The organism is Paenibacillus sp. OAE614 (assembly GCF_040546645.1).
Classification (GTDB): Bacteria; Bacillota; Bacilli; order Paenibacillales; family Paenibacillaceae; genus Paenibacillus_AQ; species Paenibacillus_AQ favisporus.
Genome location: NZ_JBEPOD010000001.1, coordinates 5,629,648 through 5,655,796, shown reverse-complemented (window position 1 = coordinate 5,655,796; position 26,149 = coordinate 5,629,648). Strand labels below are relative to the sequence as shown.

Sequence of the window (26,149 nt, the reverse complement as noted above, 5' to 3'; positions counted from 1 at the left end):
ATCTTTTCCTGAGAGGACGAAGAACATGATGCTGCTGAAAGCGGCGAATTTGACAGCCGGAGGAAACAGGACAGTTTAGCGGATATAGAAAGGGTGCAGGGATGATGATGAACCAAGAGGATTTGCTTGCCCGCCAAAAGCAGCTGCAGGTTGAAGCGGGTTCGGTTGCTGAAGAAATGAACCTAATGCCATTACTTACGGCAGCCGGTAAGCCCGTAATAGTAGGGAGCGCTGCGCTAGGTTTAATGGCTTGGAGGGACCTGGATGTGACGGTGGTCTGCTCCAAACTGGATATGGCTGCGGTCTCTGGAATTGCTTTGCAGCTGATGTCCAATCCGGGAGTACGGGAGATGAAATTTATTAACGATACGGGCCAATGGAACACCGATCCGGCTTACCCAGACGGTTATTTTCTTGGATTGACCTACGGGTCCGCAAACGGCCACCGGTGGGAGCTGGATATCTGGTTTGTAGACGAGCCTGACAAACAGCCTGATTTGCTGCATATTCAAACGATGCCCGCACGCCTTACTCCTGCCAAGACTGCTGCTATTTTAAGCATCAAAACCGAGTGGGCAAAGCGGGCTGAATATGGAAATCAAGTGAAAAGCTTCGATATTTATTCGGCCGTATTGGATGATGATGTGGGTACACCCGCCGAATTCCAGCAATGGCTGCAGAGCCGCGGCGATGTTTTTCATTAAAAAACTGAGAGCTCATTCATACATTGGATCCGTTGGGAATCGGCAGCTAGCGTGCATCAGGCCGGTGTGTTCCACAGGTCCGCCTGCAAGGACGGCTTTCAGGCGGGCGGCATGGATCCGTCGTTTGGGCCGACTTAGCGGCAAAGTTGTAGGAGCGCTGTATATCGGACTAGGTTTAAAGGTCGCATTCCAAAGGCAGTTAACGAACCTATCGCCCGCTAGCTGCATACACTATAGATGGGGGTTATGGCGGCAGGTGGCTTCTCATCCATGTAATCGGTCGTTTGCGAAATGGTCGTTGGCGGATTTGACATTCCCAACTGTGTTTAGTATCATTACAGTATATTCATTTTGTGATTTTTCTGGTTACAGTTTGTATATACTTAAAGATGGGCGGTGGAATGATGAGATTCGAAGTTAGCGATTGGGTCCAAGGGAAGACGGTAGACGGTGAGTTTATTCACGGATACATTGAGACGGTGGACGCTCAGAAAGGCATCGCGAGAGTACGCGTCGTTCAGTCCGACAACGAGGAAGCAGTCGGACGCGTGATCGGTGTACGTGAATCCTGGCTGAGATCGTTGCCGGTCAACCCGCTTGCAGATAAGAACAACGTCGAAAGCCTGATTGACATAGCACTGGCCACCTATGACGAAGCCTGGTTTAACGAATTGACAGACCGCCTGAACGGTACCAAGCGCAAGAACAGCAAGAATGGCGATGGGATCCGGTTGAACGGCCGGCCCAACAACCGTCTCGGTCTGTTCGAGAAAAAGTAAACGGCAGGCCTCGGCAGAGGCACCTCATACCATACAACAGCATGATAAATGCGCAACCTCCGCTTTTCCGTCACAAGGAGTGTAAGCGCAAAAAACGGCAGGGATTCAGCATACAGCTGACCTGCCGTTTTCCATTATCATTCGCCATTACCCGATTTCTGCTTGGCCAAAAAGTGTGAGATTCCTTCGGAGAGATCGTCGGGTGCTTCTAAGGGAGAAAGGTGGCCGGTCTGGGGAATAATGTGCAGCTCCGCATGTGGTATGCGCGGCAGCAGCTCGCTTTTTAATGTTTCCAACCGGTCAACCGGGTCAGATTCTCCGGCGAGCACAAGGGTGGGAACATGGATGTTGTTCACTTCTGCGGATATATCCTCAAGCATTGCGGCTTCAGGCCATGCCGCACGGGCTAAAGGTGCGCTCCGTTGCATATCCTCAAGCACCATTTCGCGGATATGCTCTTCAAGAGGAAGCAGGGCGATATTGCCCAAAGCGATTTCTGCTCCTTCACGCGAATCATAAAAATGAACCATGGCATTTCTCATGTCTTGCGGCATATCTTGAGGTGTCGGGGGAGATGGTGCAACTAAGACCAAAGCTTCTAAACCGACCGGATGACGTGAAGCCAACAGTTGCGCCGTTTTAGCGCCCATGGAATGACCGACAAGCACATAACGCTTCAAGCCAAGCGCTCGAATAAGCGCATGTGCGTCATCGGCAAGATCCTGAATGGTATAAGATGAAGCTGACTTATCTGAGTCTCCCCATCCGCGGTGGTCATAGGTTATACAAAGGTAATTCTCCTTGAGAACGTCAACCATTTTAGTCCAGGTTCGTGCGGACCCGCCATAAAAGTGCAAAAACACAAGTGCCATATCTCCTTGTCCCTGCTGCTCCACATGAAGTTCGACGCCGTTAACATGATAATTCATATCATCCACTCCAATTAATAGTATCAGTAACAGTTACTGTTACATATATTAAAATAACGATTCATCCTTAAGAAGTCAAGTTGATGCTTTGATTTATTATTTTAGGTTTGATTTGCTTTTCAAAAATCAATACACTAAACATAAGCTTTAATCGGAAAGAAGGACCTTGCAAAAATGGGAAATCGAAGCCAACAGTTCTCTGTAGCGGTTCATATTTTATGCTTTCTTGAATTTAATAAAAATGGCCGGACCACGTCCGAACTGCTTGCCATGAGTGTAAACGCCAATCCGGCGGTGATTAGAAGAATCATGAGAAAGCTTACGAAAGCCGGTCTTATTACATCCACTCTTGGAACGAATGCCGCGATAAGCCTGGCCCAAAAGGCGGATCAAATCACGCTGCTGGATGTATACCGAGCTACGATGGAAGATAACCAGGAGATTTTTATGATTCATCGGGATACCAACCCGACTTGTCCGGTAGGAAGTAAAATGCCGTATTTATTAGACGGTGTTTATACGAAAGTCCAAACGACGATGGAGAACGAATTGTCAGGCATTACGATTGATCATATGGTGAAGAGTGGAATCGTAGAAATTGAAAGTTAACATGAAAATGACCGGATTTCCTTGCTTAAGGAATTCCGGTCTTTCCGTTATATTGAGCACCGTGGACGGCATGCTTATGGATAACACTATTATTATCCTTTCAGACCGGTGGTGCTGATGCCCTCGACGATGTATTTTTGGAAAATGAAAAACACAATCACGACCGGCAGAAGCGACAGTGTGGCCATAGCGAACATGCCGCCCCAGTTGTTCAGCGATTCGCCGTCGAGGAACAGCTTCAGCGCAAGGGAGACCGGGAATTTATCCGGGCTGTTCAAATAGATGAGCGGGTTGATGAAGTCGTCCCATCTCCAGTAAAAAGAGAAGATCGCGCTGGTGATCAAGGCCGGTCCGATGAGCGGCAGGACCACCCGATAGAACACGCCGTATTTGCTGCAGCCGTCGATTTTCGCCGCTTCGTCCAGCTCGCCCGGAATGGTGCGGATAAACTGCATGATCAGAAAGATGAAAAACGGCGTGCCGAAGAAATGCGGGATGATCAGCGGCTTGAAGGACGAGAGCCAGCCGAACTTGGCGAACATGACGTACTGCGGCACGATGACGACGTCCTGCGGCAGCATCATCGTGGCCATCATGGCGACAAACCAGAATTTCTGGCCAAAAAATTTCGTACGCGCCAGGCCGAAGGCTACGAGAGCCGATGAGGCGACGGCGCCGACCGTTGACAGAACGACGATGATAAACGAATTTTTGAAGAAGGTCGCAAACGTCGTGCCGCCGAACCCCTTGAAGCCCGAGACGTAGTTGGCGAATTCCAGCCGGCTTGGAATGAGGCTGTAGGCGGTCGAGAAAATTTCGTCGTTCGGCTTCAGGGAGCTGGCTGCCAGCCATAGAATCGGATAGATCATGAACAGGGCGAAGATGCCGACCAGCACATGGTACAAAACGCGCTTGGGTGTGGACATGGTCATGGCCGTTAGTCTCCCTTCGTCTCGTAGTGAACCCAGCGGGTCGAGGATTTGAAGATGAGCAGGGTCAGGAACCCGACGATGAGCAGCATCACCCAGGCGAGTGCCGAAGCGTAGCCCATCTCAAAGTGCGAGAACGCCTTGCGGTACAGGTACAGTGAATAGAGCAGCGTCTGGTCGAGCGGACCGCCTTCCCCGCGGGAAATGATGTAGGCCGGCGTAAACGTCATAAATGCCGAGATCGTCTGCAGCGTCAGGTTGAACAGGATGATCGGGCTCAGCATCGGCAGCGTGATGTTGAAGAACCGCCGGATGGCATTGGCGCCGTCCACGCCCGCTGCCTCATAGTAGTCTTTCGGTATATTTTTCAGCCCCGCCAGGAAAATGATCATGGACGAGCCGAACTGCCACGTGGACAGGGCGATCAAGGTCCACAGCGCGGTGCTCGGATTGCCGATCCACGAGGTCGAGGTATGGATGCCGATCAGGTTCAGGAAGGAATTCACCAGCCCCTGATCCCCGAAAATCTGCTGCCACATGATCGACACTGCGACGCTGCCGCCGATCAGGGACGGCAGGTAGAAGGCCGAACGGTACAGGCCCACCGCTTTCGTAGCCACGTTCAGGATCATGGCGACGAACAGGGCAAAGATCAGACGGAGCGGCACGCTGGCCAGCACATACGTAAAGGTGACCTGAAACGATTTGCCGATTTTATCGTCTTCCATGAACATTCGCTTGTAGTTGTCCAGACCGAGCCAGTTCGGCGCCTCCATCAGGTTGTAGTCGGTGAAGGAATAATACAGCGAAGACAGCACCGGATACAGCGTAAAGATCAGAAAGCCCAGCACGAACGGAGACGTGAACACGTAACCGGTGAGGTGCTCGTTATCCCGCAGCCTTTTCATTATCGTCAACCCCTAAGCTTACAAAATTGGATACGTACGGTATTGTGAGCGAAAGTAGCCCACCGTTGAAGAAACCCCGGCTTTTCCTCTGGAACTAGAGAGTTTATAGGGCACGTTCTCTCACCTAAGCCAAAAGGAAGGAGCCGAACCCGACCGGGGCCCGGCTCCTTCAGGCAGTATGAGGATTCCCCTTAAGGTTATTTCTGGCTGCGGGCAAGGATGGCATTGGCCTCTTTGCGGAACTCCGCCGCCGCCTGGTCGATCGGAATTTTCTTGAACAAAATCTTTTCGCTCAAATCCCTCAGAAGCTTCTCGACTTCCACCGATCCGATCGGGTTCGGCGGGTCAGCAGGGCTGCTGTTCGATTCGGCCCAAGTGACATAATCAAAGATTTTCGCTTCGTTCTCGGTCAGGATCGGCTTCAGCGCATCCTTCACTTTGGAGGATACCGGCACGCCGCGTTCGCCCTTGATCAGCTTGTTGGCTTCGATATCGTTGATGAAGAAGCTGATGAACTTAGCCGCTTCCTCCTTCTGCTTGGACGATTCCGCGATAGAGAAGTACATGGAAGGCTTCAGGAACAGCCCTTCCTTTGTGCCCGGACCCGGCATCGGATTCAGCTCGAGCGGACGGTCCTTGACCAGATTCGCCACCGCCAGGAACTGGTTGGACCAGCCGATGCCGGAGATGGAATGGCCGAGAACGATTTCGTCCTCTTCGGCGACGCCCTTCTTCTGCGCTTCTTTGTCGAGGGAGAGGATGTAGCCCTTGTCATACCATTGCTGATATCGCGTGAAATAATCGATAAAAGCCTGGTCGTCGGCACAGCCGATCGCTTTGCCGTCATCGCTGTACATTTTCTGGCCGATCGTTCTCAGGTAATACGGGAAGAACACCTCGTGATGATAGGCGAATCCGCCGATCTGGAAGCCTTTGGCCTTGGCTTGCTCCCCAAGCTTGCCCATATCGTCCCAGGTCCAGTCTTTGGACGGGATGTCAATGCCGTTATTCTTCATCGTCTCGACGTCGAAGGTCGTCTGCAGAGCGTTGACTCCGAGGTTCATGGCGACGAGCTTGCCGTCGACCTCGCCGCCCTTCAGGGCGTTCTCGCTGACGTCGGCGACATTCAGCGTACCGCTGTCGGTAAACGGCTTCAGGTCGGCCAGCTGGTTGCGGCTGGCGTACTGGCTCAAATACGAAATGTCCATCTGGATGATGTCCGGCAGCCCGCCGGCGACGGCTTGCGGCGCGAGCTTCTTCCAATAGTCGTCGAACGGCGCGTATTCGGGCTCGATCGTGACGTTTGGATGCTGCTTCTCGTACATTTCGATCACTTTCAGGGTGTAATCATGTCTGGATTGGCCGCCCCACCAGGCGATGCGAAGCTTGACCGGATCTTTGCTCTCGCCGGCCGATGTAGTCGTCGCAGGCGCGGCGTCGCCTCCGCTGGCCGATTTGTCGCTGCTGCCCCCGGCGGAACAGCCGATCAGGCCGGTGATTAAGGAAAAAAGAAGAACGGCGCTTAACGCTTTTCTCATGTCATTTCCTCCCCCATAGGATTAACGGTAGATTGGTGTGCTTTCTCTGATACTGCTTACATTTCCAATTATCAACGCTTGCGGCGATCTGGGTAAGGAAAAAAACCGACCTGTTTGTTTAAAAAGCAGAGATGCCGCCCGTCAGCTTCCGGATATACTCCGACGGCGTGCAGCCCATCTGTTTTTTGAACACCTGGCTGAAATACTGCGGGTTGTCGCCGAAGCCGAGCTGCTCGGCCATCTCGAAGATTTTGGCATCGGGATTTTCGGCCATCAGCTCGGTCGCCCGCTGGATGCGGATGCGCATGACGTAGTTGGAGAACTTCTCGCCGGTCTCCTTTTTGAACAGCTTGCCTAGATAGTCGGCGTTCATGTACAGCATTTCGTGCGCGACGAGGTTCAGCGACAGGGAGGCGTTGCCGATCTGGTCCTCTACGATGTCAATCACCTTCCGCACGATGGCGTTGTATTTGAACGCATTCCGTTCGTAGTTGCGCCCGGTCATGTCCCGGACCGTCTCCTCCAGGAACGACTGAATCGCCTGCAGCGAGCCCATGTCGGCGATCTCGGAGATCCGTTTGTAGGCCTCCGCCATCCGGTCCGGTCCGTCCAGGCGCACCAGCGCGGCATACATCGAAATCGCGTACGACTTCGTCATTTCGATGCTGAGCTGGGCCCGTTTGAGATCGGCGATGAACTCGGCCAGTGCGAGCGAGGCCTCCTCGCGGTCACCCGAGCGCACGGGCAGCATCAGGCGCTCTTCGTCAAAGGCAAACTCGCTGACGCCGCCGTCGGGCACAAACGTGTCCTTCCGTGTAATGATCCCGCTCTCGTCCAGATAGAAGCGGTAGTTCAGACACTGCAGCGTTTCGCGGTACAGCTTCCGCGCAGACGTGATCGGACCGGGATCGCTGACGGCGACGGTCACGTTCATTTTGTAATACAGCCGGAAGGTGCGGCGGATGTCCTGCAGCCGGCTGTGTAGCAGCTCCTGATCCTCCGGATCGGAAATGAGGATCAGCGCGTGGTCGCCCAGCGTCGTGCTCATCAGCGTCGTTTGCAGCAGGTCCTCGGCGATATTTTTGACGGCAAATTGGTGCTCGTAATCGGCTTCGCCCTCAATGTGGCAGAGCAGCAGCCGGACGGGGCGCCCGAAGTCGCAGGGAAGCAGGCTGCGGTATTCCTCGAGATCGCGCCGCCCGTAGGTTTTATTGGTGACGAACTCCCGGAGGACCTGCTCTTTGACATGGGGGATGACCTTTTCAAAGCGCTGCTTCATGTCCAGGGTAAAAGCTTCCCGCTGGCGTTCCTGATCCAGCTCGGCCGTCACTTCCTTCAGCGCCTCGGCGATTTTGGTTTCGTCGGTCGGCTTGAGCAGGTAGTGCTTGACCCCGTACTGCATGGCCCGGTTGGCGTACTCGAACTCCCCGAATCCGGACAGCAGCACAAATTTGACGTTCGGGTGGGTGGCATAGGTTTGGGCGACCAGCCCAAGCCCGTCGAGTCCGGGCATCCGGATGTCGCTGATGACGATGTCCGGCGGATCAGCTGCGATCAGGTCGTAAGCCTGCAATCCGTTCTGGGCCGTTCCCATCAGCTCTGTCCCGAAGGCCTGCCAGTCGACCATTTGCGAAATGCCGTCCAATATGATGCGTTCGTCATCCACCAAAAGCACTTTATACATGTTAGGATCCCTCCGTTTCTTTCGGTAACCTGATATGAATGCGGGTCCCCTGACCGGGGATGCTGTCGATGAAAAGTCCGTAATTCTCGCCGAACGCAAAGCGGATTCGCTCGTCGATGTTAAGCAGGCCGATGCCGTTCCCCGCCGTGGTCAGCCTGCCTTCCCGCAGCAGCTCGAGTGTATCTGACGCCATGCCCGGACCGTCGTCTTCGACGATGAGGATAAACACGTCCGCTTCCTCCCGGCTGGTCAAGGAAATGGTGCACGTGCCGACGGAAGGCTCCAGGGCATAATGAATCGCGTTTTCGAGCAGGGGCTGGAGCGTCAGCTTCGGAATTTTCCGGAAGTGCTCCCGTTCGGGAACGTCCATGTGGAAGGACAGGCGTTCTTCAAACCGGAATTTCTGGATCGTGATGTAATGCTGCACCATTTCCAGCTCCTCCTTCAGCGTCAGGATCGGCTCCTTCAGGCTGACCGAATTGCGGAGCAGAAACGCTAGCGCCTGCACCATTTGCGAAATTTGCGTCTGTTTGTTGATTTTGGCCATCCAGTTGATGGACTCCAGCGTGTTGTACAGAAAATGCGGGTTGATCTGCGCCTGCAGCGCCTTGAACTCGGTCTCCTTGATCAGGAGGCGGCTGGCGTAATTTTCAGTGATCAGATCGTTGATCCTCTCCACCATAAGGCGGAACGTCCGGTGCAGCAGGCCGAGTTCGTCCATCGCGGGCGGCTCCTGGTCGCCGGCAAGAATGTTCGCTTCGGCGAAGTTCCCCTTCTCTGCGAGCTTCATGCGGGCGATCAGATTCTCGATCGGGCGGGTCAGCCCCCGGGAGAAGCGGATGCCCCACAGAATGGCGAAGGCAAATATCAGAATGAAGACACCGATAACGATTTCCTTGATCAGGACGATCTGCCGGAAAATTTGGTTGAACGGGGTCACGTTCAGATAGGTCCACCCGGTGGCGGAGGAACGGTTGTAGGCGACAAAGTACGTTTTTCCCTGAATCTCCTTGATAAAATATCCGGTCTCGGCAGTGATGGAGCTCTGGATGAGGGCGGGATCGAAATGCGGCTGCGAAGGATAAATGACGTCCGGCCCGGAGGTCACGATGAGGTCGCCTTCCCCCGCGCCAAGCTCGTGCACGATCCGCTCCATGTTGATCCGCATGAAAATGGTGCCGATATCCTGCAGGTCGAACATGGTGCCCGAGTAGGAACGGACTTGACGGGCCAGGATCAGGGCCGGATCGGATGCGTCGGGGAAGGTCCAGCGCGCCTGGCCTTCGGCGTTGTCCGCCAGCCTGAGGATCACGTCCCGCTTTCCGGCCTGGATGGGAACCAGGCTGCCTACATCCTGCTGTGCCCCGGCCGCATCGACCATGTGGATCGAGTAGAGGGAGGGCTCGGACCCGACATAGGTGAGGAGCCTGTCAACCATGTGCTTGCGCAGGGTCAGGCGATCGTAATCGGAGTCGCTTTGGGCGATGGATTTGAGCTGGGACTGGATCTGCGTGTCGGTGATGATGTTGAAGGACAGCTGCTCGAGGCGTTCGAGCTCTTTTTCGATCGCAGAAGACGACAGGTACAGCACGCGGGAGGACTTCACGTACAGCTGCTCGTCGTACACCGAGAAGGCGTACTGCTGCACAATGAGGGCAAAGGCAAAGGTCATGGCAACGATAAATGCGATCAGGATGGACAGCTTGTTCTTGATTTTCATATGCCTGAAACGGCTCTTCCAAGTCTGCACGGCTACTCCCTCCGCCCGCCTAGGCGGGATTTTTGTACAACATTATGTCATCGCTTTGGAAACGCTGTCAACAGACGGGAGGTGCATAGAACCAGGCCCGGGGGCGATTCTAAAACCTCTGGTTTATCGGTGTTGGGATGGCCTGATGTCGTGATTTTGCATGTTTATTAGACCGAAGCCTAATATGGGGTCCTCTGCAGAGACCGCCTTTTTCTGTGTAAAAAAGGTGGGAAACTTTTCAAAATAGGGGCTTGTAAATATGTCGATTCGACATATAATATATATCGAAACGACATATTTAACGGAGGTGAGAGAGGTGTACGAATTGTTCGTTCTGGGCGAGCTGATGACAGGTGAGAAGCACGGATATATGCTCCAGGACGTCTTGAATAATGCGGTGGGGCTTGGCCGTAAGATTAGTTCCGGTACGCTGTACCCGCTTTTGTCACGGATGACGGAGGCCGGGTGGATTCATCTGGGGATCGAAGAAGAGACGAAGGGCGGGCGAACCCGGAAAATATACGCGATTACCGATGCCGGCCGGCAGCGTTTTGAAGAGCTGATGAAGGAGACGCTTGAGCCGAACCCGGAAGCAGAAGCCGCGCTGATTTTCCGGTTTAAAATGGTGTATTTCGGCTACGTGACCAAGGAGGTCCGCCTGGCCTGTCTGGAGGATTACCTGCAGATCATCCGAAGAAGCCGGGAGTATGTGTCCCGGTTTGAGGCGTACCTGCAATCGCAGCAGCCGGAACCCGCCAAGCAGCGGAACCAGCTGCTCCGGATGTTTGATTACCGCAAACGGCTGGGGGAGGCGGATGAAGCCTGGATCACGGCAGAGATCGAGCGGATCCAGGCCGAGGAAGGTTGACGGGAATGTCGTGAAAGATGACGATCAGGAATATCGCCACAGGGATTGAACCAGCACTATGATTCCAGAAGATTTGGAGCGCATGAAACCACTTTAATTTATGGTTAGGGAGGAATTCATCCATGGAAAGGCTCTGGACGAGGTCTTTTATTCAAATCACGGCCGGCATGCTGGTGCTGTTCACCGGGTTTTATCTGCTGCTGCCGACGATGCCGCTCTTTATCAAGGAAATGGGCGGGGACGAATCTCAAGTCGGGCTCGTGACCGGCGTGTTCACGCTGAGCGCCGTCCTGTTTCGTCCCATTGTCGGCGGGCTGCTCGACCGTTACGGCCGAAGGCCCTTTATGATTTGGGGATTGCTCTTCTTCGTATTATCCATGTATCTGTATGACTGGGTTGGCGGGATCGCCGTTCTTCTCGGACTGCGGATTCTTCATGGAGCCAGCTGGGCGCTCTCTACCACGGCGGTGAGCACGTCGGTTACCGACATCATTCCCGCCCAGCGCCGCGGTGAAGGCATGGGCTGGTTTGGCCTGGCGATGACGATCGCCATGGCGGTCGGACCGATGCTCGGGACCTGGGTGCAGCAGAGCGGCTCATTCCACCATTTGTTCCTGCTGGCGACCGGCTTGTCCGCCGCGGCCTTCATTCTGGTCTTTCTGACCCGGATTCCGTTTCAGGTCAAGGCGGAGCGGCGGAAAATCGTCTTTTTCGAAAAATCGGTGCTTCCCGTCACCTCGTCGCTGTTTTTCCTGTCGGCGGCTTACGGCGGGATCACGACGTTTCTGCCGCTCTTTGCCGAATCGGTCCGGGTGAACGCCGGCACCTTCTTTCTCGTCTACGCCCTGGCGCTGACGCTGGCGCGGCCGGTGGCCGGCAAGCTGGCCGACCGGCTCGGCGAAGCTTACGTGATCGTGCCGGCGCTGGCCGTTACGGCGGCGGGGCTGCTCGTCCTTGCCTTCGCCGGCGGGCTTGCCGGCGTCATCACCGCCGCCGTGCTGTACGGCATCGGCTTCGGCTCGGCTCAGCCGGCCATGCAGGCGGTGAACCTGCGGCTTGCCGATCCGGAGCGGCGGGGAGCGGCCAGCGCTTCGTACATGACCGCCTTTGATCTCGGCATCGGCCTGGGTTCCATCCTGCTGGGCTGGGTATCGCAGTATACGGGGTACAATACGCTGTTCGGCGTCTGCGCAGGGTCCGTCGCCGTATCGGCGCTGATCTTTCTGGCGTTCGTCCGCAAGCCGCTGGCGAAGCGGCAGGTGGAGCAGGCGGCCGTAGAGTGAAGCGACTGGCTTAGCAGAGCGCCGCTAATAGGTCTCGCTGAGATGGCAGGCCAGGCAGACTTTGAGCCAATCGTCGGAATCGTTCATGTCCACGCCCAGCAGTTCCTCGATTTTTCGTAGTCGGTGGTACAGCGTATTGATATGGATGTGCAGCCGCTCCGCCGTGGCAGAAGGCGAACGGTTCATGGCCAGGTAGGCTTTCAGTGTCCGCTCCAATTCTTCGCCCTGCTGCACCTGGCCAGACCGGAGCGGGGACAGTATGCCGTGGATGTAGTTTTCGATCTTGGCAGGCTCTTGATTCAGGAAAAGTTGGTTGACCCCGATCTCCTCGTACCGGGTCAAACCGGTCTTGCCTCGCCGGAGGAGAAAGGAGAGGGCATCCGTCGCTTCGCCGTTGCTTCGCGCCACCTGCTGAAGACCGTCGTACAGCCCGCCGATTCCCCCGCTGACCGACTTGGACGTAAAGCGGGACCATCGCTCGACCGCCGTCTTCATGCTCGATACGATCTGCTCCCGTTTTCTCGGATGACGGGCCGCTGATATAATCGTCACCTTGTCATGCGAGCCGAACAGCAGCCTTTGCGTTCCGGCCAATTCCTTCTCAAGGCACGCTATCAGTCTCCGCAAGTGCATGTCCCGCTGCTTTAAGTCCTCATGTTCTCCCAGCAGATGCAGCACGCTGACGAACAACGGCACGCCCCTTGGAAGCCCGAAATTCTTTAATTTGGACTCGACCCGTTCCGGTTCTCGGAACGAAATGAGTTCATGGAAAAATTCATGGCTCCGCTTGTAGTACATTTCGGTGGCCGAATGCTTGGTCATCAGCTGCAGCGCGACAGCCATCCCGCCCTGTTCAAGTACAACGTGATCGATCGGCTCCAGCGGCCGGTACAGCGGAAGGAGAAAGGTGCCGAGCAGAATGTCTCCGTTCACGACAGGATACAAATAATAACCTGCGCCGGAGGAGGGGCCCTGGACCGTCACCGGACTTATGCCGGTTGCGAACGTCTGGTACATGTCCAGCGAAGCGAGTTCGTGGCCCTCAGGCTGGGGCGGATGTAAGCTGCCTACTAGTACGTCGGCAAAGACGACGGGGAGTCCGAGCATCTCGCCCATTTTGACCGCGACGGTTTCGACATTTTCCTGGCGGGCGGAGAGCTTCGTAAAGATATGGTGGATTTCGCTGCGCTTCACAAGGTAACGGTTACTTTCACGGAGCTCCGAATACAGACGCGCATTGGCGATGGCGATGGCCGCTTGGTCCGCAAAGCCCTGGAGCTGGTGCAGGTCCTGCTCGCTGAAGGGCCGCTTGCCCTCGTTCAGCTGGTGGATGAGCATAACGCCAATTTTGTCTTTGTTCATTGTGACCGGCACGGCCATGACGGCCCTCGCCCTCACCATCGAGCCTCCGAACGCCGAGACCAGGCTGTTCATATTCTCCAGGGGAATATCCTCCATCGCATCCATTGCGGTCCGGGAATTGTAAATCCGGCCTTGGCCGCTGCTGAAGACCTTGCCCGTTATGCCTTCGCTGTGCATGATCCGGAATTGGTAAATGTCGTCCTTGATGCCGATGCTCGCCTTCGGCAGCAGCCGCCCTTCTTTCTTATCGAACATCATAAAGAACCCGCAGTCCGCCGAAGGTATCACCTTCAGAGCGTTTTGCATGATTCCTAGCAGCAGCTCGCCAAGATCCAACGAGGAGGTCAGCGCGCGAAGGCCCTCAAGCCAGCGCTCATGGTCCTGTTTTTGCTTGTCGACGACTTCCTCCAACAGCAGCAACCACAGCTGTGCCAGAATCCTCTCCTTTTCAGGCAGGGAAGGGGGCTTGGGGCAGTCGACGAGCAGAAGGAGAGTCTGCCCCTCCAGCAGGCTTCCAGGCGCGTAGATCATAGATTGAACCTGTCTTCCGTTCAGCGAAGCCGAGTAATGCTCGATATGTCCGGGGCTCGGCCGCTCCGGCAAGCCATAGGATGAGGTGTACCGCTCCAGCAGCTGCTCGGCGTCTTCCGTCCCTTTCCAGCGGAATAACTGCTCGTTTTTCTCCTCAAACATCCAAATTCCGTAACAGGCATCTCCGAATACGAGCTTCATATAAGGATCAAGGCTGAGCAGCTTCAAATTAATACCTCCCATTTTAATGTTATATTACATAACGCAAATTCGTCAGATTCTTCATCGATATCGACAGCGGCAGGATCTGAATAGATAAAAGTCCAATGAAATGCCAGGAAGATTGGGGGTATCCCCAATGATTTTCGTTACCTCCCATTATAAAATGTTAGTATTCTTAACACAATGAATGGGAGCGTGATATAGGTGAAGGAATCATTATCGAGAGAAGCGCGCAGTCGTTGGATATTGGCCGCCTTGTATGCCGCCTGGATCGTTTCCTACATTGACCGGACCGTCGTCAGCCTCGCCCTGAGTCAGATTGGCTTGGACATGAAGCTGGAAGCCTCGGCGCTCGGGGTGGTGCTCAGCAGCTTCTTCGTCGGCTATGCGCTGATGCAAATTCCCGGCGGCTGGCTTGGGGACAGGTTCGGCTCCCGAAAAGTCATCGTGTTCGCGGTGCTGATGTGGTCCGTCTTCACCGGGCTGACCGGCGCCGCCTGGTCCCTGACCTCGCTTCTGCTCATCCGCTTTCTGTTCGGCATCGGGGAGGGCGCGTATCCTGCCGCGAGCACGAAGGCCGTCTCCGATTATTTTGCCAGAGCGAAGCGGACGAAAGCCCAGGCGACGATGATGTCGTCCAACGCGCTGGGCGGCGCCATAGCCCCCATCGTGTGCACTCCGTTTCTCCTATGGCTCGGATGGCGCCATACGTTCCTCGCCATCTCGTTCCTCGGCGTCATCATCGTGGCCTGGTTTCTGCTGATAACCCGCCGGGCTGCCGTTACCCAGGACGCTCCTACCGCCTCTAAAGCGGACAAGGGCGTGTACAAGGAGCTGCTTCGCAACACCACCCTCTGGAAAGTGATGCTGCTGTTCTTTTTCGCCAATATTGCCAGCTGGGGCTTATCCTCGTGGATGCCGACCTACCTGATGGAAGCGCAGGGGATTGACTTGAAGTCGGCCGGACTGATCAGCGTCATTCCCGGACTGATCGGCGTGCTGGGCATGCTCGTAAGCGGGCGGATTCTCGACCGAATCGGTGCAAAAGCCAAATACGCCGTAACCTGCTGCCTAGCGTGTTATGCCATCTCCTTGTTTTTGATTACCCAGGCGGTCAGCCTATTGCAGGTGATGACTTTGATGAGCCTGGCGACGATGTTCGGCTCGTTCACGCTGTCTTTTGTGTTTACGCTGCCGCATAGACTGATGAAGCAGCGGGTGGTGGCCTCGTCCTTCGGTATGCTCAATTTCGGCGGACAGGCGGCGGGAATCGTCTCTCCGACCATCATGGGGCTCTTGATCTCTGCGAGCGGCGGTTCGTTCAACTCGGCATTTCTGTTCTTGACCGGATCCTGCCTGATGGCTGCCGTGGTCTCGCTTACCATTCCGAAACTGAACCAGCCGAAGGAAACGTTGATCGACCCACCGGCAGCGGCTGTCCCTGCGGAACCTGTGTGAATCTGTAATAACCGTTTCAAGAACGTGAAATCTAAACGAGAAGAGTGGGAGTGATTTTGAGATGAGTAAATCCGTATTGCTACAAATGCTGAGTGCCGATGCCGAGCGGTTCGCCCGCATGGCCAAGGACATCTGGGATCGCCCGGAAGTCGGCTATACCGAATCTTTTGCCTCTTCCTTGCAGCAGGAGCTGCTGGGGAAGGAAGGATTCCGGATTCTAACCAGTATCGGGGAGGTTCCCTCCGCTTTTATCGCCGAATTCGGTAAAGGTAGCCCGATCATCGGCATTCTCGGCGAATTTGACGCGCTGCCCGGCTTGTCGCAGCAGGTGAGCCCGGTATATGACCCGGTTGTGGCGGGCGGTCCAGGACATGGCTGCGGGCACAATCTGCTCGGCACCGCAGGCGTCGAGGCGGTTCTAGCCTTAAAGAGGCTGATGGAGAGCGAGGGGATACCTGGAACGATCCGTTATTATGGCTGCCCGGCAGAAGAGTTGCTCTCCGGCAAGACGTTCATGGCGCGCGAAGGCGTCTTCGACGATCTAGACTGTGTGCTCACCTGGCATCCGGGCAGCGTCAATATGACCGCCAACCACAGCATGCAGGCGCTGACCGGCGTGGAATTCTTCTTCTCCGGCCGCACGGCCCATGCCGGAGCGGCCCCGCATCTGGGCCGCAGCGCTTTGGACGCGGTAGAGCTGATGAACGTCGGTGCCAATTACTTGCGCGAGCATGTGCCTGACGGCAGCCGAATTCAGTACCAAATCACGAATGGCGGACAGGCGCCGAATATCGTTCCGGATCGGGCGAGCGTCTATTACTTCCTGCGCAGTAAGGACCGCAAAGCGGTGGATCACCTGTTCGAGCGGCTGTTGAAGATTGCTCAAGGCGCGGCAATGATGAGCGAAACAAGCGTTACCTGGAAAATCACGGCCGGATGCTACGATACGCTGCCGAATGCGGCGCTAAATGACCTGATGCATGCCCAGGCCGAGTTCACTGGTCCGCTCGAGTTTACGCCCGAGGAGGAGGATTTTGCACGGCGGCTGCTCAGCAGTATCCACTCGGATGTTCTCAGTGCAAAGAGCATGGAGGCTTCACTGATGCCGGAAGGAACCGTCCTACCGACAGGCTTCCTGAACCTGAAGCAGGCCTTCGGCGTCAGCGTAGGCGGGTCGTCAGACATCGGTGATGTGTCCTGGATCACTCCAATGGGGCAAATTATGACGACCTGCTCGCCGCTGGGCGTACAGGTACATACCTGGCAGGCCACCGCAGCTTTCGGCTCGTCCATCGGCATGAAAGGAATGCACTATGCGGCGAAGATTATGGCTTTATCCGCTTATGATCTTCTTCTGAATACGGGCGGCATTTTGGACCGGGCCAAAGGCGAGTTTGCAGAGCAGACACAAGGGTTTGCCTTCAAGGCAGGGATCCCTGATGAGGTGAAGCCGCCGGTGCCGGCCGGGCTTCAGGTCGCCGTACCTCGGATTTGATTGAAATTCCAAACTATAAACTCCAAACCCAAACTCCCTGCACCAAACTTCGGTGCTCCTGTAATCCGGAGCACCGAAGTATTTTATGTGTAGTCACAACTAGGGAATCGTTTATATGATGTGTAAACCTCTAAAATGGAGGGATTGGAGGAGATGGAAAGGGGTAACGCCAAACCGCCGCCCTGTTTTTTAACCAAAAAGAAAGGAATATTGGATGTAATCGCTTCCCTGAGAGGTTTATAATGGAAAAAAGCCGCGTCTCCGTCTTATGGGCCTAGCTAAGGAGGCACGGCAAAACTTTTTTCGAAAAGAGGGATTCGAATGTCCAAAGGTCAGTTACAGTGGATTATTCCCGACGGGTACATTCCACCGACGAGCAGCGGCCAGCTGGAAAGCCACGAATCGATTTGCGTGCTGAACTTAAGTGGAGAAGAAGTGACGGTGACGGTCAACGCTTTTTTCGAAGACCGGGAACCGATTCTGGGCATGACGGCGACTGTGGGGGGGCAGCGGACGCATCATATCCGCACGGCCCATTTGAATGTGGAAGGGAAGTACATACCGAAAGGGGTTCCTTATGCCATGGAGGTCACCGGCAGCGCGCCGATTTTTGTGCAGTACAGCCGGCTGGATTCTACGCAGGCCGAGAACGCGCTGATGAGCGTCATGGCCTATCCGGTGAAGGAGTAACGAGCTTCAGTTTTTTTTGGCCCCTCAGGCCCTCTAGGGTACCTCAATCCCTTTAGGGCCGGGCCTTTTCGGGCGGCATTAAAGCTTGCCGTACAGACGAATTGCGGATCATCCGCAGCTTTCCGCGGTATGGCTCTACAATCTGCATAATTTCCGGCTTTTCCTTTTTCGAGTGCCGGTAGTTCCACTGGTACATTTTGCGGAGCATGCTGAACGTCTGCTTGTAGTTCCCTTGCGTAAGCCCCAGCTTTTGCACGGTAAAACGCTTCAGTATGCGGTAATTGCGGACCCAGATTGGCGTATCGACGTAAACGATCAGGTCCGCATCCGCGAAGCTCCGCTGCACCCACTGATAATGGACGCCCTCGATAATCCACCGGTCCTGCTCGAGAATGCCGTTCAGGATGCGGTCTCTTTCCTCGAAGCTGTTCTTTACGTCTCCATGGTCCGTGCGCCTCCACACCATATTATCCAATTCATAATAAGGGATGCCCAATTGGTCGGACAACGCTCTTGCCAAAGTCGATTTGCCGCTGCCGACCGAGCCGATAATGCGAATTTTGTCCGGTGTCTTCGCACTGTCCGGTCTATAAACTGCCATGTTCCTCGCCTCCCGTTAACGATAAATTCGATTCTCCGGAAGGGAGATCCTGCCTGATCAGTCCAACATTTCGATCCACCGGGTAACTAGGCCAGTTTCTATTCTTCTTCAGGAATCTGAACAATAATATAGTTTGGTTTTGCGTTATTTGGGTCCACTTCCGTTTCCTTGAACACAACATCGTTCCAATTGTCCTTATGAATCAAGCTATAGCCGATCGATCCGATATGCGGCATCCAACGGAAGGCGGCGAATGTGGAGTCTTTAACTGAAGGCCGTGTTCCAATTTCGTTGGTTATCGTTCCGTAAATAAAATACAGCCGCTTTTGAGTACTTGCTGTATTGGTGACTAGACCTTGCCATTTCAAATAAGCGGTATGACCAGAAATTTCAAAATAACTGATGGCATTGTTGTTTGTTTCGAAAAATTGATCGTGCACTTTTTTGGGAAAATAATACTGGATACTTGAAGTCTCGTAAGTGGGAGTATTTATTTTAGGCAGCAGTGACACTCTTGGAAGATTGATCGCTGCATTCCTTGCAACGCTTAACTCATCACTCATGAGATCGCTGGTCAAATATGAGCTTGCCTTTGCGATGTATGCTGTCTGAGTGGATGGATTCCAGGTAACAGAGCCGCCCATGGTTTCAGTGACAAATCGCAGGGGGATCATCGTTTTTCCATCATAGATAAACGGAGCCGTGTTCAACTTCACAGCTTTTCCGTTTTTCAGGGCGGTTGTTTTGTTGATGGTGAGCAATAGACGGGTATCCTTGCCTTTTGCGGTCACTTGTTTTGCAGCATGATTCCATTGGAAGGTTAGATTATCTAACGCTTTAGCTTCAGTGAAGCTAATAAATATTTGGTTGTTTTTTATAAGGACATCTTTTGATGCCAGATCTTGATTATTGATGATGACATGAGTTCCACTATGGGTTCTGGCTGCTGCTGTACCGATGCTGTGATCCGGCAGCATGAAAGCTGCTGCACAGAGAAATGAAATCGAGGCCATGGTAATTTTCTTCATCATTCGTCCCTCCTGTTTAGATATTCCTATATATAGACGTCAAAAAAACGATAAGGTATGACTTCATTTCATCTTAACCAGCCCCTCACACAGACAGAGGTCATGGCCTTGACCAGCCCCGTTTTCCAGTGCACTTACCAGGAAATTTACCGGACAGCCCATCGATCGGAGTGAATGATAAATCTACCCGCAAAACATCGCTTGACCTTCACATGATGTGAGGGTTTACACTTGCTTTAACAGATGGCTGCAAGGCAGATGAAAGGAGTGACGATGATGCATATCAGCGAGCTGTCCCGCGCGACGGGCGTAAGCCTGCGCTCACTGCGGTATTACGAGGAGAAGGAGCTGCTTCATCCCGTCCGGCTGGATAACGGATACCGGGAGTACAGCTTGTCCGATGTTGAGCGCGTCCGGATCATCCAGCTGTACTTCAGCCTTGGACTAAGCGCCAAAGAAATCAGCGATGCCTATCCGTGCGCCGGATCGGAGGAGGTTCGGCGGGAATGCTTGCCCGGAGCAATCCGGGTGGGGGAAGCCAAGCTGGCGGAGATTGGGGAGCGGATCGACACGCTTCGAAAAGCGGAAGACCATTTGCGGGAATGCCTAACCGCTTGGAGACTTCAACTGAAGGAAGGAGGCGATCACTGATGGGCAGCAAGCGGGTAGCGCTGGTTACTGGCGGGAATCGCGGTATCGGCAAAGAAATCGCCAGACAGTTGGCGCACAAAGGGCTGCATGTGATCATCGGCTGCAGGAGCGAAGAGAAGGGATGGCAAGCCGTATCCGAACTGCGCTCGGAAGGGCTAGAGCTGGAGGTCCAGGCAGTGGATCTGCAAGATCCGGGAAGCATTGATGCGATGATGGATCGAATCCGGCAGGGGCACGGCAGGCTGGACGTCCTCGTTAACAACGCGGGCATCATTCTGGATCGGGGCGTATCCATCCTGGAAGTGGGGGAGGATGTGATGAAAGAAACGCTGGAGACCAACTTCTTCGGCGCGCTGCGCATGATCCAGGCGGTGGTGCCGCTGATGAAGGAGCAAGGGTACGGGCGGATCGTCAACATGTCGTCCGGTCTCGGTTCCTTTGAGGTGATGCAGGGTCTCCTCGGGCTTAAGGGTTCTTCCTCCGCTTACCGGATTTCCAAAACCATGCTGAATGCGCTGACGGTGCTGGTGGACCAGGAAACCGCGGCAGACTGCATTCAAACGAATGCAGTCTGCCCCGGCAGAGTGCGGACCGATATGGGCGGGTCGGACGCTCCGCACTCGGTGGCGGAGGGGGCCGATACGGCCGTGTGGCTGGCCACTGCGGGAGAGGACGGCCCCAGCGGTGGATATTTCCGGGAACGGCGGGCTATTGCCTGGTGAACGGAAGACAGTTTCCCAAAAATTAATAGCCAGGGGTTATTCCCTGGCCTGCTTTGTAAGAAAGTACAGAAACCAAACGGCATGGTTCTGCTCATCGGCGGCTGCCCTAAGGAAGGCCTGCTTCACGGCCGGATCGGATGCCCGGTCGGCGGCTTCATGGTAGAAGTCCACCGTGTTCTGTTCGTCCTTGAAGGCAAAGTGGAGGCCATCCCGGTAGACGGAGGGGCAGGGCTCATTGATGACAGGTGCCGGCTGTCTTCCTGTCATGGACGTGTACAGCCCGGCAAACGTTTGATAGTGTCTGATTTCGTCTTTACGGATCTCCATGATCTGTGTGCGTTCTTCTTCGCTTGGCGCCGCACCCGCAAGCCGTTCATAGCAGGCGATGGCGGAGTATTCGCCATTAATGGCTTTCTCGAGATCGGCGATGGATGAGGCCGGGGCCCGATAGTCCCACGTATAGTAATACATCCTTGGTGTATCTCCCTTCGCAAATATAGGCTTTTCTTCACCCTATTCAGCTTCTTGGGCAAATGTCATTCATTTAGGAAAAAATCGTGGGGAGGGAGAAAGATAAGCCGCTATCCATAAAATGGTTATTTTTTATTTTTGAAATACCCGTTGACACCCCATCCTGGAAGCGCTATTATAGACCCATCTTAATCAAGTTGTTGCACCAAAACGGGAACGTTCCCAAAATTTTCATCGGTTTTGATCCGGTTATTCGGCTTCCTGTGAGATCCTTTCCCGTACACATGAACTCTGATGAAGCAAAGCTGGGAGAGGCATTTCCTTCATTTTGGGAACGTTCCCAAAATGAAGCTGGCGGCGGATGATTGGAGGACCGTGACGGAACCTTTTTCAAGACGGGAACCTCATAAGAGGCTGATTGGATAGCTCTAAGTCGGGGGACAGACAACCAACCGCTTGTGCCGTGAATTCTCCCGGTAAAGAAATGGCAGCTCCCGCCAAACAAGTCCTTTTCTCGGACCTAGGCTGTCTGGTAAAATGGGAACGTTCCCAAAAATGGTATTCGTGCTGTATCTTGCCATCGATTCCGCATCAGCGGGATAGGCAAGTGAAGGGGCCGAAACATGGGAAACGATACATGGAGAGAGTGATAACAGTGGGTCCAACCATTCACGATGTCGCCAGATTGGCAGGAACAAGCAAAAGCACCGTGTCCCGTTACCTGAACGGGCAGCAGGTTAAAAAAGCAACGCAGGAAGCGCTGGATAAAGCCATCAAGGAGCTGAATTTCCACCGCAACGCCAACGCCCGCAGGCTGGTGCTTGACCGGACGAACAGCATCGCGGTCGTCGTCGACAACATTTCGAATATTTTCTATTCCGGTATCATCCGGGGCATTGAGGGAGTAGCCAATCTGAAGGGATACAATTGCACCTTCTTGAGCTGGACTTCCAACTATGCCGAAGAAATATCCTTTCTCAACCTTCTGTACGAAGGGCAGGTCGACGGAGTTATCCTGGTGAGCTTCCAAAAGCGCAAAGACGAAGACCTGGAGAGAATCAGGGATTCGCAGTATCCGATCGCGCTGATCGGGGATCACGGCGGCAAGGACGGCATCTTCGCGGTCGACGTGGACAATGCGGCGGGGGTCTACGATATCGTCGGATACTTGCACAGCCTGGGCCACCAGGAGATCGCATACATTTCCGGACCGCAGCATGCCGCAGCGAACCAGCACCGTTTTAACGGATATTTGCAGGCGATGGAAACGCTTGGGTTAACCTACCGTCCGGAATGGGTAGTGGAGTCGGACTGGAGCAGCCAAGGCGGATATCAGGCCATGCAGCAGCTGCTGGAGCGCAAAGGCTTCTCGGCCGTTATCGGTTCCAACGACGAAGCGGCAACCGGGGCGCTGCGGGCGATCCAGGAGCACGGGCTGAACGTGCCCAAGCAGATGTCGGTCGTCGGGTATGACGACATTTCGATCTCGGAATGGGTGTACCCGTCGCTGACGACGGTGCGCCAGCCCTTTGAAGCCATCGGCCGAAAAGCGGCGGAAGGATTGTTTCAGCAAATCGAAGGCGTCCAGGACAAGAGTGAGGAAGCGATCCATCTGCTGAAGCCGAAGCTCATCGTCCGGGACTCTTGCGGAACCAAGTAAAGTGTAAAAAGGGGTGAATACGATGGGCTCCAAGATCAACAGGTCATTTTACGGTTACATCTTTGTGGCGCCTTTCTTCATCGGCTTTGCCGTATTCGGACTGATGCCGATTCTGTACACGCTCTACCTCAGCTTCATGAAATGGGACGGATTTTCGGATCCCGTCTATGTGGGGCTGGCGAATTATTCGCGGCTGCTGCACGACAGCTTCTTTTATCAAACGATAGGTAACACGCTGATTATCTGGATTCTATCCAACGTTCCCCAGCTCATCTTATCGGTGCTGCTCGCGCTGGTGCTGAACGAGCGCTTTATCCGGGGCAAGCATTTCTTCCGGGCGGTCTATTTCTTTCCTCACATCATTACGCCGGTCACGCTGGGGGTCATCTTCTCCCTCATGTTCGACTGGCAGACCGGGACGATCAACAAGCTGCTCATGAGCCTGGGGATCATCCACGATCCGGTCAACTGGTTTAACAGCCCATGGTGGTCCAGAATTATCGCATCGGGGGTCATCTGCTGGCAGTACTTCGGGTTTAACATGATCGTCTTTATCGCCGGACTTCAGGGCATTCCAAGAGAAGTGTATGAAGCCGCGGAAGTGGATGGGGCGACCAAAAAGCAGACGGCGATGCACATTACGCTGCCGCTGCTGCGTCCGGTATTCCTGTTCGTGTTCATTACGTCGGTCATCGGCGGCCTGCAGCTGTTCGATGCGCCGCTCATGCTGGGAGACGGGCCGGGCAACTCCTCCAGAACGATGGTCATGTATTTATATGAAACGGCTTTCAAAAACTTTGATTACAGCTACGGGGCGGCGGTCGCCTACGGAATATTCATTGTGGTCATGTTCTTTACGGCCATTACGGCCAAAGCGTCGAAGCTGAAGGATTAAGGAGGTCCACCTTCATGGCTAAAATACTTACCCGAGGCATTCTGTACCTCTTTCTCATCGCCGTGGCGGCGACATGCCTGCTGCCCTTTTACAGCATGATCATTACGTCCACCCATGCCAACTCGGATATCGCGCGCAAGCTGCTGCTTATTCCGGGAGACCAGTTCCTCGACAACTATGCGAGGCTGAAGGACACGGTCAACATTTGGCGGGGCTTCGGGAACACCGTCCTGATCACCGTCACGTCGACGATCATTAACGTGTACTTTGCGGCACTGGCCGGGTACGGCTTCTCGAAATACAACTTTAAGTACAAAAACGTACTGTTCCTGTTTGTACTCGGCACGATGATGATTCCGGGCCAGCTTGGCATCATCGGTTTCTTCAAGCTGATGGATTCGCTGAACATGCTGAACACGTATTGGCCGCTCATTTTGCCTTCGATCCACAACGCCTTCGGGATTTTCCTGATGAGGCAGTTCGCGGATTCCTCGGTGCCGACGGAAATCATTGAATCGGGCCGGATGGACGGGTACGGCGAATGGCAGATTTTTAACCGGATCGTGCTGCCGATTATGAGTCCGGGGCTTGCGACGCTGGGGATCTTCGCTTTTATCGGCAAATGGAACGATTTTCTCACGCCGATGATCGTCCTCTTCGACAACAACCTGCAGACGCTGCCGGTCATGATCGCGAGCTTGAAGTCCCAGTTTACATCAGACTTTGGCGCGCAGTATGTAGGTATCGTGATTGCGGTCGTGCCGATCCTCGTCTTCTTCTCGTTTATGTCCAAACGGATTATCGACGGCGTGGCGGCGGGAGCGGTCAAAGGCTGACCGGTCGAAGCAGGCTATCCGCGCCAGCTTGACTCTCAGATTCCAGGGAAAGAGGTGATGACCGGGAAACGGCGCAGCGACCGCCACGATAACACAGTCAAATGAAAGCGTTCTACAAGCTGCGGACAAATGTCACGCATGTACTTCAATCACGACCAAAGGGGAGATCGGTTTTGAAAACGAAGAAATGGCTGATGATGGTGCTGTCCGTCCTGCTGGTCGGCAGCATGCTGGCCGGATGCGGAAGCAAGGCTTCGGACAGCGGCAGTACGGCAAGCGGAGACGACTCGGGCAAAGCCGCTGAATCCGGCGAGCTCAAGGGCCACTTGGTCATCTGGACGTTCTTTGACCAGGTGAAGGATATGGCCGACCAGTTTCAGGCGAAAAATCCCGGCGTCACCGTAGACGTCAAAATGTTCCCGGGCGACCAATACCAGACGAAGCTGCTGACCGCGCTGCAGTCCGGCCGCGACGTTCCTGATATTTTCGACCTGGAGCGCGGGTATATCGGCAAATTCATCGATTCGAAGTTTTTGACGGACCTGTCGGCGATGGGCGCCGAGGATCTGGTGAAAGATTACATCCCTTATGTTCAGGAGCTGGGACGCTCCCAGGACGGCAAGCTGCGGGCGATTTCCGACCACTCTTCTCCGGGCGGCTTCTGGTATCTGCGCGATACGGCCAAGAAGTACCTCGGCACGGATGATCCCGACAAAGTCAGCGATATGGTCAGCTCGTGGGACAAAATCGTTGAGCTCGGCAAAAAGGTGGCAGCGGACAGCGGCGGCAAAGTGCATCTGATCCAAAACGCCGGCGACCTGTTCGACATTGAAGCCTACAACACCCAGCCTTGGGTGAAGGACGGCAAGCTGAACATCGATCCGAAATGGCAGACGGTCTATCAGACGCAGCTGGATATCCGCAAGAACAACGTGGACGCCAAGCTCCCATTCATGTCGGCGGGCTGGGGTAACGCGCTCAACGACGGAAGCGTCGTGCTGACTTCGATGCCGGCATGGGCCGGGTTTATGGTCGACAACAAGGACGACAAGGCCAAAGGCAAGTACGGCGTAGCCAAAACGCCGGAAGGCTTCTACTCGGGCGGAACGTACCGCGGCATCTACGAGAAGTCCAAGAACAAGGATCTGGCGTATGAGTTCATCAAATACATCGCTGGCGAGGAATGGCAGCAGCACAACCTGGAGAAAACGGGCAACATGCCGGGCAACGGCAAAGTGTACGAAGCCAACCTGGATACGTACAAATCTCCGTTGTTCGGCGACGAAAATGTCCTCAAGCCTTATTACGAAACCGTCGTGAAGATTCCGGCAACGAAGGCGGATAAATACGGCGAAGACATCATGAGCAAGTGGAGAAAAGTCGCAGGCGACGGCGTCACCAACAACCGCAGCTACGACGATGTCGTGACCGATTTCAAAAAAGAAGTGAAGAACGCTTTCCCTGAGCTGAATGTGGACTGATTGCCCGGTCAGGGGCAGAAACGACAGATAAATAGACGCGGCTGCTGTTCGGATGAGAAGAGGAG

24 protein-coding genes are annotated in these 26,149 nt (G+C 54.5%); 14 read left to right on the top strand and 10 right to left on the bottom strand.

Annotated features, from left to right (window positions below; all coding sequences use genetic code 11):
• Positions 1–104: 104 nt before the first annotated feature.
• Both ABIE48_RS26020 and ABIE48_RS26015 read left to right on the top strand, forming a co-directional pair.
• On the top strand, positions 105–704 hold the full coding sequence (locus ABIE48_RS26020; protein ID WP_145028778.1) for a hypothetical protein: 600 nt from the start codon (positions 105–107) through the stop codon (positions 702–704).
• Positions 705–1,108: 404 nt separating this feature from the next.
• Positions 1,109–1,483, top strand: coding sequence for a hypothetical protein (locus ABIE48_RS26015; RefSeq protein ID WP_105444256.1), 375 nt, complete (start codon positions 1,109–1,111; stop codon positions 1,481–1,483).
• 137 nt (positions 1,484–1,620) lie between these two features.
• Here the strand turns inward: ABIE48_RS26015 and ABIE48_RS26010 are convergent, their stop codons facing one another.
• Positions 1,621–2,412, bottom strand: coding sequence for an alpha/beta fold hydrolase (locus ABIE48_RS26010; protein ID WP_192717025.1), 792 nt, complete (start codon positions 2,410–2,412; stop codon positions 1,621–1,623).
• Between the two features lie 174 nt (positions 2,413–2,586).
• Between ABIE48_RS26010 and ABIE48_RS26005 the strand changes: the two genes are divergently transcribed.
• On the top strand, positions 2,587–3,021 hold the full coding sequence (locus ABIE48_RS26005; RefSeq protein ID WP_145028782.1) for an Rrf2 family transcriptional regulator: 435 nt from the start codon (positions 2,587–2,589) through the stop codon (positions 3,019–3,021).
• Between the two features lie 92 nt (positions 3,022–3,113).
• On the opposite strand, the gene ABIE48_RS26000 is transcribed toward ABIE48_RS26005, so the two are convergent.
• The 5 genes from ABIE48_RS26000 to ABIE48_RS25980 all read right to left on the bottom strand — a co-directional run bounded on the left by ABIE48_RS26000 (position 3,114) and on the right by ABIE48_RS25980 (position 9,830).
• Positions 3,114–3,953 carry a carbohydrate ABC transporter permease gene (locus ABIE48_RS26000; protein ID WP_397342614.1) on the bottom strand — a complete coding sequence of 280 codons (840 nt, stop codon included), beginning with the start codon at positions 3,951–3,953 and terminating at the stop codon, positions 3,114–3,116.
• A 5-nt stretch (positions 3,954–3,958) separates the two neighbouring features.
• A complete protein-coding gene (locus tag ABIE48_RS25995; RefSeq protein WP_089548722.1) occupies positions 3,959–4,858 on the bottom strand; it encodes a carbohydrate ABC transporter permease in 900 nt (299 codons plus the stop codon).
• A 197-nt stretch (positions 4,859–5,055) separates the two neighbouring features.
• Positions 5,056–6,396 (bottom strand): ABC transporter substrate-binding protein, encoded by a 1,341-nt coding sequence (locus ABIE48_RS25990; RefSeq protein ID WP_192717024.1) that lies wholly within the window; start codon positions 6,394–6,396, stop codon positions 5,056–5,058.
• A gap of 118 nt (positions 6,397–6,514) precedes the next feature.
• The gene (locus ABIE48_RS25985; protein WP_192717023.1) at positions 6,515–8,080 is read right to left on the bottom strand and encodes a response regulator; all 1,566 of its coding nucleotides are present in this window, start codon (positions 8,078–8,080) and stop codon (positions 6,515–6,517) included.
• A gap of 1 nt (position 8,081) precedes the next feature.
• On the bottom strand, positions 8,082–9,830 hold the full coding sequence (locus ABIE48_RS25980) for a cache domain-containing sensor histidine kinase (RefSeq protein WP_192717022.1): 1,749 nt from the start codon (positions 9,828–9,830) through the stop codon (positions 8,082–8,084).
• Positions 9,831–10,146: 316 nt separating this feature from the next.
• On the opposite strand from ABIE48_RS25980, the gene ABIE48_RS25975 reads away from it, so the two are divergent.
• Together ABIE48_RS25975 and ABIE48_RS25970 are read left to right on the top strand one after the other, a co-directional pair.
• Positions 10,147–10,698 carry a PadR family transcriptional regulator gene (locus tag ABIE48_RS25975; protein WP_192717021.1) on the top strand — a complete coding sequence of 184 codons (552 nt, stop codon included), beginning with the start codon at positions 10,147–10,149 and terminating at the stop codon, positions 10,696–10,698.
• Between the two features lie 122 nt (positions 10,699–10,820).
• A complete protein-coding gene (locus tag ABIE48_RS25970) occupies positions 10,821–11,981 on the top strand; it encodes an MFS transporter (protein WP_145028792.1) in 1,161 nt (386 codons plus the stop codon).
• Positions 11,982–12,005: 24 nt separating this feature from the next.
• On the opposite strand, the gene ABIE48_RS25965 is transcribed toward ABIE48_RS25970, so the two are convergent.
• Positions 12,006–14,102 carry a helix-turn-helix domain-containing protein gene (locus ABIE48_RS25965; RefSeq protein WP_192717020.1) on the bottom strand — a complete coding sequence of 699 codons (2,097 nt, stop codon included), beginning with the start codon at positions 14,100–14,102 and terminating at the stop codon, positions 12,006–12,008.
• Positions 14,103–14,300: 198 nt separating this feature from the next.
• On the opposite strand from ABIE48_RS25965, the gene ABIE48_RS25960 reads away from it, so the two are divergent.
• The 3 genes from ABIE48_RS25960 (at position 14,301) to ABIE48_RS25950 (ending at position 17,739) form a co-directional block, all read left to right on the top strand.
• A complete protein-coding gene (locus ABIE48_RS25960; protein WP_145028796.1) occupies positions 14,301–15,554 on the top strand; it encodes an MFS transporter in 1,254 nt (417 codons plus the stop codon).
• A 61-nt stretch (positions 15,555–15,615) separates the two neighbouring features.
• Entirely contained in the window at positions 15,616–17,049 is a 1,434-nt protein-coding gene (locus tag ABIE48_RS25955) for an amidohydrolase (protein WP_145028798.1), read from the top strand.
• A 321-nt stretch (positions 17,050–17,370) separates the two neighbouring features.
• Positions 17,371–17,739, top strand: coding sequence for a sensory rhodopsin transducer (locus ABIE48_RS25950; protein WP_145028800.1), 369 nt, complete (start codon positions 17,371–17,373; stop codon positions 17,737–17,739).
• 52 nt (positions 17,740–17,791) lie between these two features.
• Here ABIE48_RS25950 and ABIE48_RS25945 read toward each other — a convergent pair whose 3' ends face one another.
• On the bottom strand, positions 17,792–18,340 hold the full coding sequence (locus ABIE48_RS25945) for an AAA family ATPase (RefSeq protein ID WP_192717019.1): 549 nt from the start codon (positions 18,338–18,340) through the stop codon (positions 17,792–17,794).
• Positions 18,341–18,438: 98 nt separating this feature from the next.
• Positions 18,439–19,371 (bottom strand): copper amine oxidase N-terminal domain-containing protein, encoded by a 933-nt coding sequence (locus ABIE48_RS25940; protein WP_354519915.1) that lies wholly within the window; start codon positions 19,369–19,371, stop codon positions 18,439–18,441.
• A 270-nt stretch (positions 19,372–19,641) separates the two neighbouring features.
• On the opposite strand from ABIE48_RS25940, the gene ABIE48_RS25935 reads away from it, so the two are divergent.
• Together ABIE48_RS25935 and ABIE48_RS25930 are read left to right on the top strand one after the other, a co-directional pair.
• A complete protein-coding gene (locus ABIE48_RS25935; protein ID WP_354519913.1) occupies positions 19,642–20,019 on the top strand; it encodes a MerR family transcriptional regulator in 378 nt (125 codons plus the stop codon).
• Positions 20,019–20,741 carry an SDR family oxidoreductase gene (locus ABIE48_RS25930; protein ID WP_145164161.1) on the top strand — a complete coding sequence of 241 codons (723 nt, stop codon included), beginning with the start codon at positions 20,019–20,021 and terminating at the stop codon, positions 20,739–20,741. The genes ABIE48_RS25935 and ABIE48_RS25930 overlap by 1 nt, the downstream gene beginning before the upstream one ends.
• Before the next feature lie 36 nt (positions 20,742–20,777).
• On the opposite strand, the gene ABIE48_RS25925 is transcribed toward ABIE48_RS25930, so the two are convergent.
• Entirely contained in the window at positions 20,778–21,212 is a 435-nt protein-coding gene (locus ABIE48_RS25925; protein ID WP_145028808.1) for a ferritin family protein, read from the bottom strand.
• Positions 21,213–21,849: 637 nt separating this feature from the next.
• Here ABIE48_RS25925 and ABIE48_RS25920 point away from each other — a divergent pair.
• From ABIE48_RS25920 to ABIE48_RS25905, 4 genes are all read left to right on the top strand, one after another.
• Complete coding sequence (locus ABIE48_RS25920) at positions 21,850–22,872, top strand: LacI family DNA-binding transcriptional regulator (protein ID WP_192717017.1); 1,023 nt, start codon at positions 21,850–21,852, stop codon at positions 22,870–22,872.
• Between the two features lie 22 nt (positions 22,873–22,894).
• The gene (locus tag ABIE48_RS25915; protein ID WP_192717016.1) at positions 22,895–23,767 is read left to right on the top strand and encodes a carbohydrate ABC transporter permease; all 873 of its coding nucleotides are present in this window, start codon (positions 22,895–22,897) and stop codon (positions 23,765–23,767) included.
• 14 nt (positions 23,768–23,781) lie between these two features.
• Entirely contained in the window at positions 23,782–24,603 is an 822-nt protein-coding gene (locus ABIE48_RS25910) for a carbohydrate ABC transporter permease (RefSeq protein ID WP_145028812.1), read from the top strand.
• Positions 24,604–24,776: 173 nt separating this feature from the next.
• On the top strand, positions 24,777–26,084 hold the full coding sequence (locus ABIE48_RS25905; RefSeq protein WP_192717015.1) for an ABC transporter substrate-binding protein: 1,308 nt from the start codon (positions 24,777–24,779) through the stop codon (positions 26,082–26,084).
• Positions 26,085–26,149: the final 65 nt, after the last annotated feature.